Here is an 11250-nt window from a genome sequence, read left to right as displayed (position 1 = left end):
TCCCCAGTCTAAGTTTAACGGATGTAATCGGTGTGTGTTTGATTGATATAGCTTTGGAACTGGTCAATGCTCCCGTGACTTTGTAGCAATGTTGCAAGTGACATCACGTATTTATAAGCATTGAGTGCCATTTCACTTTGTAGCCCGCTCAGTGCATTTTGTGCATCAATCACTTGTGTGGCTGTTCCCATATCTTCTTTAAATGAAAGCTGTTGAATTCTTAAATTTTCTTGAGCAGCTTTTAGGTTTTGCTGCAACAACAGGTGACTTTGTTGAGCGCTGGTGACTTCATTAAATGAGCTATAAATCAGGCTTTCAATTTCTTGTTTGGTACGCTCAGTCATTAACTCAGATGCATAGCGTTGAAGTTCAGCAGCTTGTACGGATTTGTTTTTATCAATACCTGAAAATAAGTTGTAGCGAGCGGCAACACCAACGATCCAGTTTTGTTTATCGTCGAGACTATATTCGCCAAATGCAAAGACGTTGGGTTTTTTTGCTGCGCTTTGGGCTTTCACATTGGCACCGGCCAATTGACTGTCCAATTGCATTTTACGCACCAAACTAGACTGATCCTGATAACTTTTTAGTAAGGCGGTTATATTTTGATTGTGTTGCTGATTGATAAATAATGGCGTTGTAAGATCAGTAATTTGGCTGCTTTGCATTAAGTTGTTTAACTTAAATAAGCTAGAGCGAAGATTCGCTTCAGTATTTTGAAAAATTCTGAGCGCATTATTCTTCGCTACTTCAAATTGCATACGCTGGCCTTTGCTAATGAAACCCTGTTGTTCCATTTTGAGTGCATTGGCATAGTGTTGTTGCATCGCATTTAAATTGAAGCGGCTACTTTCAACTAATTTTTTTTGTAATTGAGCATTGAAGTAGGCTTGGATTAATTCAAAACGTTGTACATCTTGTTGTTGTTCACTGCTAATCGCGCTGCGTTTGGCTTGGATATTGGCAATTTCCTTGGCGCTAGACGTTAACCCACCGGTATACAGCGGCATCATTACGGAAACGGTAGGGCGGATCACTTGATCATCTAAGACCACCTGTGACGAATCTGGAATTAATCCGACACCATCACGGATTGGCTGTTGCAGACTGTCTTTTAATGGGTCTGCCAAATCACTCGGTAAGCTTTCATCAATTTTATTATTAATGCCATTACTCAGCGTTTGTTCTAAGTTATTTTTTAGGGCACCGAGAGGAATATCGAGTTCATTATGAAAGGCATAGGCACGGACGTTTAAATCCACACGAGGTAAACCAAGGCCTTTAATGGCCTGAGCTTGAAGTTCGGCAGATTGTTGTAGCGCTTGGTTGGCCTGAGTACTATACGAACTAGTGAGTAGACTTTGTTCTGCTTGGCTATAACTGATACTTTGCGCAAGTACCGTGGGGCTAAAAAAGCCACTGAAACAACCAAGGCCAAGCAGTAAACCTGAACGAAATGTATGTTTAATTTTTATAGAATAATCTGTTCGAGGTAAAGGCATAAAAATACACTCACAGCTAGGATGGGTTCATTATAGTCATTGTGATGAAGTTGGGTAAATTCACTAAGTTGTTGTATTGTTTCATATACATATGTAAATAAATTTTATCTTTGTAGCGCACATCATTTTTCTCACATCAAGACCTTAAATTAGCATCAATTCAAGGGATAAAAAATATCAGTAAATCTAATAATTTGAATTAATAAGAATTAATTTTGATCTTTATTGAAAATTTGACTTCAAATGTCAGACAGCATTGGAATATTTTCAGCTTTAACTACTGCAAGCACGCGTCAGATATGGTTAAATGCCATCATTTTATTGTGTTTCACTTTGAAAGGAAAACTCATGCGCGCGTACAACTTCTGTGCTGGTCCTGCTGCATTACCCACTGCCGTTTTAGAAAAAGCTCAAGCTGAAATGCTTGACTGGCAAGGCAAAGGCCTTTCGATCATGGAAATGAGCCACCGTAGTAAAGACTATGTCGCTGTGGCAGAGAAAGCAGAAGCTGATCTTCGTAAGCTGATGAATATTCCAGACAACTATAAAGTGTTATTCCTTCAAGGTGGCGCATCACTTCAATTCTCTGCGATCCCATTAAACCTATTGGGTAAAAACAGCAAAGCAGACTATATCCACACTGGTATTTGGTCTGAAAAAGCGTTGAAAGAAGCACAGCGTTATGGCGACATTAATGTTGTTGAAGCGGGTACCACCATTGACGGTAAACTTGCGATTACTGATCAAAGCACCTGGAACTTATCTGATGATGCGGCTTATGTGCATTATGCAGATAATGAAACCATTGGTGGTCTTCAGTTTGCCAACATTCCTGAAACAGACAAACCATTGGTTGCCGATTTTTCATCAAGCATTTTATCTGCACCATTAGACGTATCTAAGTTCGGTTTAATCTATGCAGGCGCTCAGAAAAATATTGGTCCTGCTGGTTTAACTTTGGTGATTATTCGTGATGATTTATTGGATCAGGCGAAAGCAGATATTCCAAGTATCTTGAAATATTCAGCTCAAGCAAAAAATGGTTCAATGGTGAATACACCATCAACCTATGCATGGTACTTATCTGGCCTTGTTTTTGAGTGGTTACTTGAGCAGGGTGGTGTAGACGCAATTTATAAAGCGAATATGGCAAAAGCTGAATTGCTTTATGGTTATATCGATTCAAGCGATTTCTATGCGAACCCAATTGCAAAAGAATTCCGTTCAATCATGAACGTACCATTTACTTTGGCGAACCCAGAATTGGAAAAACAATTCTTGAAAGAAGCTGAAGAAAACCACTTGCTGAATTTAGCCGGTCACCGTTCAGTGGGTGGTATGCGTGCAAGTATTTATAATGCTGTTCCACTTGAAGGCGTTCAAGCACTTGTTAACTTTATGGATGACTTTGCGAAACGCAACGCATAATTGTAAAGGCATAAAAAAAACCGGCAAATGCCGGTTTTTTTATTGAATAGATTAAAAAATAAAAGTATGTAAAACGTATGCACAAATCAGCATACCTAACATAAAAAATAAGCAGGACATTGGCTCGATTTGATATCGAGATTCCATGTGATGGTCAACTTGCGATAAGTTTTCTTCTTGCACGACTTTCATAGATATTCTTTCCGATCTATTTATCGTTAATTACTATTTCTTAAACGCATTTTTAACATAATTATTTGATTAAATAAAGTACTATCTGCCGTAAACTTACTAAACTATTTAGTTTATTTAAAAATAAGCAACTGAATTGATAAATTTAGTTTCATAAATTTCCTATCTTATTTATTTATATTAGATTTTTATATTTTATCCTTTGTAGATGGATTTATTTAGCAGCATTATTTTGAATTTAATATTGTGGATAAGTTATTTTAATTTGAATTTAAAAATAGAATATATTGACTGGTTTATGGATAAGAAATATTCAATCATTTAAATATTCAGCGAATACACATGATTAGCGAGAAATAAAAAAAACCGCACTGAGGCGGCTTTTTTTATGTGAAATTGGTTTTTTCAATTTAAATTAGGCTGATTTTGCGTAAATATTGGCTTGTATCCACAGGTTGCCACGAATATATTGCCCAACATTGAAATCTTTATGCGCCGGATTTCTTGTTGCAACACGAACAATCACCGCTTCTTGGTTTTCTTCGTGGATTAAGGTCACATCATACAGCGTATAGTCTTGCTCTTTAAATTGCATGGCAGTTTTGCCAACAATATGCCCTTGGAACCATGCTTCGTCTTCTTGTCCGAGGTTTTCACCATATAGGTATGCAACCATTTTAGAAAAATCGACGGTGACTGGTGCTTTGTCATCTTCAGACTTTGGTTGCCACGCTTTAATCTGTTCGTGTAAGTCTGCAGGGGCAATACCATTATTTGCTGCCAAGATATCGTTTAAAGCACGATGATGTTTAATCGACGCGGGATCATCGACGACCAATTGTTCATGTTCTGCGACAGCTTCGAGTTCATAGGCCCAAGCATTTAGTTGCACACTGTAGGTTGCATCTTTTTCATATTGGTCGTGATTGACGCTATATAAACTATCAAAAGCATACACACTGGTATTTGCGCCTAAGTCGAGGCAAAGCACAGCTTGCGTATTGGATTTACAGGTAATAATTCGCTCAATAGTTGCTTTGGTTTTATATGGACTATCAAAGCTTGGAAAAGCCGTTTTTACCGCTTTAGGTTTATTATTTTCAACAGCAATGACCTGACACAATTGAATACTGGCTTTGGCAGGCCCTTGAATGAGCCATGAAGAAGCATCCATATCACTTTCTTGTGCACATAAGCCCATTGGCATGATTGGCGCATCGAGTGCCTGTCCTAACCATACCGGCACATCTGTCGCTGGGTTACTGGTAAGTAAATTCCAATGTTCGACATGACTGCCAAAGGTTTGATCTTCAATAGTGATAATTTCAGGGCTATTTTGTTTTTTCATATGCACAATTGATATTGGGTTGGTTTCATAATTAATAAATCGAGGGTTATTTGAAATTTTCAAGTCACCGACATCATATTTATCATGAAATCATGCATAAAAAATGTTTTCAGTAGGATTTAAATGTAAAAGCATTGGAAAATAAGCCCAAGTTGGAGTCATTTTGCAGCTTTTCGATTCTCATGATTAGAGAAATGTAGATCCATTCAGCGGATGCAGATCCCCAAAATGTCATGTAGATTTGTTACTATGAGTCATGTTTAAAAGTGAATGGAAATTCAGTGCTGCCATTTAAATTATGGGTGGATGCAGATGCGTTACCACGCATTTTACGTGATGTGATTATTCGGGCTTCTGATCGTTACCAGTTAGAAGTCACTTTTGTCGCCAATCAAAATGTTGGGATAACGCCTTCGGTGCGGATTAACTCGATTCAAGTCATGAGTGGGGCAGATGCAGCGGATAAAGAAATTATTCACCGCATGAAAGAGCACGACATCGTGATGACACAAGATATTCCACTTGCTGCTGAAGTGATTGAGCGGGGCGGTATAGCGATACATCCACGCGGTGAGATTTATACCACAGCAAATGTCAAAGCACGTCTACACTTACGCGACTTTATGGATACTTTACGGGGCGCAGGTGTGCAAACCGGTGGTCCAGCCCCGATTTCAGAACGTGATAAGCGCGAATTTTCTAGTAGCTTAGATCAAACCATTCAAAAGCAAAAACGTAAAACGGCGCAGAAGTAAAAACCATGCCATCTAAAACAAATCTAGCGACGACCTATGCGTTGTTGGTGTTCATTTGGTCGACCACGCCACTTGCCATCGTTTGGAGTGTCAGTGATATCAATGCGTTTTGGGCACTGACATTACGCTTTTTTATCGCATTACCCTTGGCTGTCGCATTATTGTTTATTTTTAAACATAAACTGCCGATGGATAAAACCTCCCTGCACAGTTATTTGGCGGGGGCATTTAGTTTTATTGGTTCTCAAATTTTTACCTATATGGCAACGGCCTATCTCAGCTCAGGCATTATTGCCCTGATGTTTGGTTTAGCGCCAATTATGACGGGTCTGATTGGTCGTTTCTTCTTTCATACCTATCTGCATCGCTTGCAATGGATTGGGATGTTGATTGCCGTCTGTGGTTTAGCCATTATTTGCTTAGGCGGCAGTGATCAGCACGTACAGCCTGTTGGCATCGTCTTAATGTTAATGAGCGTATTCGTCTACTGTATGTCGATTTTTTGGGTGAAAAAACTCAATGCGCCATTGCAGCCCATGTCTCAAGCCACAGGTTCGATTCTTATCTCAGCACTATTTTCTGCTGCAATGCTACCTTTTATTTGGCAGTATGCACCTACACAGATGCCTTCAACTAAAGCGCTCATCGGCTTATTTTATGCAGTGATTATGGCTTCATTGATTGCCATGTTTTGTTATTTTAAACTGGTACAAAACATCAAGGCGACAACTTTGTCTTTAACAACGGTACTCACACCCATGCTTGCTATGCTCTTTGGTGCTTTACTGAATGATGAAAAATTATCATTGATGGTTTTACTTGGTGCTGTGATTCTATTATCAGGCTTGTTTGTTTATTTTTATAAAGATTTTCGGGCGAACAGAGAGCTCGCCCACAAATTAAAACATTGATTAAAAATCACTCTTTGTTTTGGGTCAGTGCGATACACTCTGCAAGTTTGACGCGGTCTTGAGGGAGCAGTGTGATAAAATAGGCACCCGTACGGTATAAGTTGCTTTCTTCTTCACGGCTATAAACCACTTGCGCAGTTGCCGCAATATGGAAGAAATTTTCAGGGTGGCTTAAGGTCACATGGATATAAGTACCTTCTTTAATCGCGCGTTCGCTAAAAAAGCTCAGACCGGTCTCGGAAAAATTCACATGCTCAGGCACTGGTAACATGCTTTGTACAATTGCGTCGTATAAAGAACCCGTAATAAGGTTTAACTTTTGGTTAAATAAGGATAAGATTCGAGCAATTTGTTGATCTTTCTCAGCTAATTGTTCTAATTCGTAGTTGAGTGCATGATCAAATTGATCTAATTCAGCAAGTAGTAGAAAATAGCGCGGCAATACAAAATTAGGATCGTAAGGATCATTCAGTGCAACATCATCAGAGATAATCTGATAGTTGATGCGCAAAGCAGCATCGATACGCGACATTACACGGCGTTCAGTTTGAACACTTTGATGCTGTAAATTTTCCATAATATATTACCTCGGACTAGATGGTTATGTTTAAACCAATCTCGCTGTATATAGGGTTGAGATACACTCGCGCTCGGCGCAGTAACCACTTTATTTCTTTTATTGCTCTGGTATCCATGATCGGCCTCACGCTTGGTGTGGCAGTCCTTATTACAGTTTTATCTGTGATGAATGGTTTCGATCGTGAGCTGAAAACTCGTGTCTTAGGAATGATACCTCAAGCCACTGTTTCTTCAACACAAATTTTAACAAATTGGCCTGAACTTGCAAAAAAAATTGAGCAGCATGAGCATGTTCAAGGTGTCGCACCATTCACCCAATTACAGGGAATGTTGACGGCACAGGGTCAAGTGTCTGGCATTATGGTCAGTGGGATTGAACCGCAGTATGAAAAAAAGGTATCAATTATCCAAGACCATATGGTGGAAGGCAGTATCGATAATCTGAAAAAAGGTGAGTTTGGTATTGTCCTCGGCAAGCAAATGACAGATGCCTTAGGTTTAGGCTTGAATGACAGTGTGACCTTGGTGCTTCCCGAAGCAACACCTTCGCCGGCTGGGGTCGTTCCGCGTTTTAAACGATTTAAAATTGTGGGTATTTTCAGTATTGGTGCAGAGGTTGATTCGATGATGGGCTATGTGGCCCTGAACGATGCGTCAACTTTATTAAGACTGCCAGATGGTGCTCAAGGCATCCGTATGAAGTTGGATGATATTTTTGCAGCACCACAAGTCTCTCAAGAAATTGTGCGTGATCTACCAGCAAACTTCTATGCTTCTGACTGGACTTATACACACGGCAACCTATTTAGTGCGATTCAAATGGAAAAGGCAATGGTAAGTTTATTGCTGTTCCTGATCGTATTGGTTGCGGCATTTAATATCGTGTCTTCTTTGGTGATGGTGGTCACTGATAAAAAATCCGATATTGCCATTTTGCGTACTCTAGGCGCTTCACCGGCTACAATCACGCGGATCTTTATGGTGCAAGGTACAGTGATTGGGGTCATTGGTACGGTGTCTGGGGCAATTTTAGGGATTATCGCTGCATCTAGTATTAGTAATTTAGTTGGTTGGTTGAATACAACACTGGGTTTAAATATGTTTGATGCTTACTTCATCAACTATTTACCGTCTTATTTAAGATGGCAAGATGTTGTGGTGATTGTGTCCTTATCATTGGGTCTTAGCTTTATCGCGACTATTTATCCGGCTTTACGTGCAGCTAAAGTTCAACCTGCAGAGGCTCTACGCTATGAGTAATTTAGTTTTAGATGCCCAAAACATTACCAAATCTTTTACGGATGGTAAGTCTACAGTCGATGTAATTCGCGGACTTTCATTACAAGTCAAAGCAGGTGAGTTTGTTTCAATTGTTGGTTCAAGTGGCTCTGGTAAAAGTACGTTGTTGCATGTATTGGGTGGCTTAGATCGTCCAACATCGGGTCAAGTGTTGATTAATGGTCAACGCTTTGACACTTTAGGTGAAGCAGAGCGTGGTTATATTCGTAATGAACATTTGGGTTTTGTGTACCAATTCCATCACTTGTTGCCTGAATTTACCGCGTTTGAAAATGTGGCAATGCCATTAATGTTACGTAAGTCGAGTAATTTCAAAGAAGTCAAGCAGCAAGCTGAATACCTGTTGGAACGCGTTGGACTTTCCCACCGCATGACGCACAAACCTGGTGAGCTTTCAGGCGGTGAACGTCAACGTGTGGCTTTGGCTCGTGCATTGGTAGCAAGACCTAAGTTGATGATGGCTGATGAGCCAACAGGGAACTTAGACCGCAAAACCGCGGTGAAGATTTTTGAGTTGCTATCTGAGTTGCGTAAAGAATTTAACATGGCAATGCTAATTGTGACCCATGATGAATATTTAGCTCAATCTGCTGATGCGATTTTGCATATGCAAGATGGTTTATGGGTAGATGACTAAGCGCTAAATTGATTTTGTAAAAAAAATTAGTGGATTAAGATTGTTTGATTGAAGCTCACCCCGGTGGGCTTTATTATTGCCAGCACATAATAAAAATAATGACGACTCATGTTACAAAGTTTTTGTATTGGTTGGATTTTAGGTATTTCTTTTATGGGGTTCATGTTTTGGAATCCACATATTTCGACAGCTCAGTTGCTTTTTATTGTTCTTATTTGGCTAGGTTTACAGCTTTGTATTTCACCAAAACTAAAAAGTATTTTTTTGAAAATCTTACAGCTCAGTACAAATTTATGCATGGGCGCAATTCTCGGCTTTAGTTTTGCCAATACTCAACTCGATCAGCGTTTGGCATTGGTTGAACATCAGAGCAGACAAGGCGAATTTATTGCGTATATTCCACAGATCAGCCAACTCAAAGACCAAGCAATTCAGCAAAAAATTGAAGTGCTAAATATGAATCAGCAGATTCAATATTTTATGGCGTATTTACCCAATTCAATTTTGCAAAATAATGAACAGACGATTCAGTTGGTCCCTGGACAATACTATCGTATGTATGGTGAGTTAAGACCTACCCAAAGCTATGTGACCGAAGGTGCATTTGACCAAGAAAGGTGGAGCATACAGCAAAATATACATGCCAGTTTAAAGGTGAAGTCGGTCGAACTTATACCACCTCAACATATGACTGCGATGGGCTATGGGCAGCAGTATCAACGACATCAAGGTGTGCTACACCAGTTCAAAATAAAAGTCGAACAACAACGTTTATATTTAAGAGCGTTTATATACCAACAACCGCTACGGAATCATGGTTTGCTGTTAGCACTGCTTACAGGTGATAAAAGTTTACTCACTGAAGGCACCAGTGAATTATTTCAACGTTTTGGCATGAGTCATTTATTGGCGATATCTGGGCCGCATGTACTGGTTTTTGCCAGCATGCTCTGTTGGGCGATGCAGTTAGCTATTCGAAAATATTGTCCCAAAATTTATCTCAAATGGCCCAAACAGTATGTTTTGGTCGTGCCCTTTATCTTTTGTGTCCTTCTATATTGTGCATTTACCGGTTTTGAAATACCGGCACTGAGAACGCTGACGATCTGCCTAGTCGCCAGTAGCATACTTTTGTTACGGCAAACCATTCAGCCTTTTCAACTGCTGGTTTTTAGTGCAGCTATTTTATTGCTCGTGGATCCCTTTAGTATTTTATCCGCGGCATTTTGGTTGTCTTATGGCGCCTGCTTTATTTTACTGCGGATTTATCAAACCTTAAGGAAGCATTTACTGGCTCAAACGGACGCCAGTTTTTGGCAAAAGTTAAAGCATTCAATGTGGTTGATGGTGGAATCACAATGGAAAATCTTTGTCGCCTTATTTCCATTGATGGTGATTTTTTTCAAGCAAGTGACTTGGATTAGCCCATTAAGTAATTTATTCGCCATCCCGTGGTTAGGGGCTGTGGTGGTTCCTTTAGATATCATCGGAGGGGCACTTTCTTATATTTCTACACCTTTGGCGCATTTGGTTTTTTTATTCAATGATCTGTGTTTGGAAATATTGCATGTGTTTCTCTATGGCTTAGATCGACTCTTTGCACCAAAAATGCAAGATGTCGCATTGACGTCAACTCAGATCCTACTGTTGATATTGGCTATTGTGATCTTATTTTTACCTGAAGGTATCTTGCCAAAATATTGGTCGGTCATTGCCTTTTTTGCTCTGTTTATTCCATGGAAAAATTCAGCAAATTTTCAACTTTCAATTTTAGATGTGGGGCAAGGGCAGGCGATCTATATCCGTTCTGTAGATCATCATATGATGGTAGACTTCGGTGGAAACTATGATGAAAGTCAATTTAGTGTCGGGCAAAATATCATCCGGCCATTTTTGAGTGTGAATGGTGTCCATCGACTAGATCGGGTGTTATTAACTCATTTAGATCAAGACCATAGTGGTGGCTTTTTCTCATTGGAGCAACAACTTGATATTGGGCAGCTTTCAAGTAATGAGCGGGTACAAACCATAAACCAAGCTCCACAGCGCTTATGTCAGCGTGGTCAGCAGTGGAATTGGGATCAGCAAGTCTATTTTGAAATACTCTCGCCAAAGCCTGAAGATCTGACAGATGCCAAATGGAATGCCAATGAACGTTCTTGTGTTCTATATGTCACGGTCAAAGACGTCAATGGCCCACGACATTTTCTATTGATGGGGGATGCGGGTTGGGAGACTGAATATCAAATATTAAGTGATTATCCAGACCTAAAAGTCGATGTCTTGGTGCTCGGACACCATGGTAGTCGGCACAGTTCATCCTATGCGTTTTTAAACCATTTTAAGCCCAAGTTGGCGATTGCTTCTGCAGGGCGCTTTAATCGTTATGGACATCCTGCAAACATGACCCAAACACGCCTCAAACAATTAGACATTCCACTCTTGCAAACTGCACAAAGTGGAAGTATCCATTTCAAGCAAAATAAACAGCAAATTGAACTAATTGAAGAGCGAACAAAGTATAAATGGCTCGATCTGTATCGCAGGCTATCAAAAGAATCCGAATAGAAAAACTACTTCAAGTATATTGCTTGAAAAT

9 protein-coding genes are annotated in these 11250 nt (G+C 39.8%); 6 read left to right on the top strand and 3 right to left on the bottom strand.

The window, feature by feature from the left end:
• Positions 1 to 14: 14 nt before the first annotated feature.
• The gene (locus tag B1201_RS01630; RefSeq protein ID WP_078192059.1) at positions 15 to 1502 is read right to left on the bottom strand and encodes a TolC family protein; all 1488 of its coding nucleotides are present in this window, start codon (positions 1500 to 1502) and stop codon (positions 15 to 17) included.
• A gap of 348 nt (positions 1503 to 1850) precedes the next feature.
• Here B1201_RS01630 and serC point away from each other — a divergent pair, with 348 nt between their 5' ends.
• A complete protein-coding gene (gene serC / locus B1201_RS01625; RefSeq protein ID WP_078192058.1) occupies positions 1851 to 2930 on the top strand; it encodes a 3-phosphoserine/phosphohydroxythreonine transaminase in 1080 nt (359 codons plus the stop codon).
• 607 nt (positions 2931 to 3537) lie between these two features.
• Here the strand turns inward: serC and B1201_RS01620 are convergent.
• Positions 3538 to 4470 carry a hypothetical protein gene (locus B1201_RS01620; protein ID WP_078192057.1) on the bottom strand — a complete coding sequence of 311 codons (933 nt, stop codon included), beginning with the start codon at positions 4468 to 4470 and terminating at the stop codon, positions 3538 to 3540.
• 266 nt (positions 4471 to 4736) lie between these two features.
• On the opposite strand from B1201_RS01620, the gene B1201_RS01615 reads away from it, so the two are divergent.
• Positions 4737 to 5225: a YaiI/YqxD family protein gene (locus B1201_RS01615; protein ID WP_373684761.1), complete on the top strand. Its 489-nt coding sequence runs from the start codon at positions 4737 to 4739 to the stop codon at positions 5223 to 5225.
• A gap of 5 nt (positions 5226 to 5230) precedes the next feature.
• On the top strand, positions 5231 to 6136 hold the full coding sequence (locus B1201_RS01610) for a DMT family transporter (RefSeq protein ID WP_078192055.1): 906 nt from the start codon (positions 5231 to 5233) through the stop codon (positions 6134 to 6136).
• Positions 6137 to 6143: 7 nt separating this feature from the next.
• Here the strand turns inward: B1201_RS01610 and B1201_RS01605 are convergent, their stop codons facing one another.
• Positions 6144 to 6713 (bottom strand): PilZ domain-containing protein, encoded by a 570-nt coding sequence (locus B1201_RS01605; protein WP_078192054.1) that lies wholly within the window; start codon positions 6711 to 6713, stop codon positions 6144 to 6146.
• A 26-nt stretch (positions 6714 to 6739) separates the two neighbouring features.
• On the opposite strand from B1201_RS01605, the gene B1201_RS01600 reads away from it, so the two are divergent.
• The 3 genes from B1201_RS01600 to B1201_RS01590 all read left to right on the top strand — a co-directional run bounded on the left by B1201_RS01600 (position 6740) and on the right by B1201_RS01590 (position 11219).
• Positions 6740 to 7975 carry a lipoprotein-releasing ABC transporter permease subunit gene (locus B1201_RS01600; protein WP_078190389.1) on the top strand — a complete coding sequence of 412 codons (1236 nt, stop codon included), beginning with the start codon at positions 6740 to 6742 and terminating at the stop codon, positions 7973 to 7975.
• Positions 7968 to 8651: a lipoprotein-releasing ABC transporter ATP-binding protein LolD gene (gene lolD, locus B1201_RS01595; RefSeq protein WP_078192053.1), complete on the top strand. Its 684-nt coding sequence runs from the start codon at positions 7968 to 7970 to the stop codon at positions 8649 to 8651. Before B1201_RS01600 ends, lolD begins: the two co-directional genes overlap by 8 nt.
• Positions 8652 to 8759: 108 nt before the next feature.
• Positions 8760 to 11219 (top strand): DNA internalization-related competence protein ComEC/Rec2, encoded by a 2460-nt coding sequence (locus tag B1201_RS01590; RefSeq protein WP_078192052.1) that lies wholly within the window; start codon positions 8760 to 8762, stop codon positions 11217 to 11219.
• The last annotated feature ends 31 nt before the right edge of the window (positions 11220 to 11250 follow it).

The sequence above is a fragment of the Acinetobacter sp. ANC 5600 genome (assembly GCF_002018395.1).
Classification (GTDB): Bacteria; Pseudomonadota; Gammaproteobacteria; order Pseudomonadales; family Moraxellaceae; genus Acinetobacter; species Acinetobacter amyesii.
This window is presented reverse-complemented; position numbering and strand designations above follow the sequence as displayed.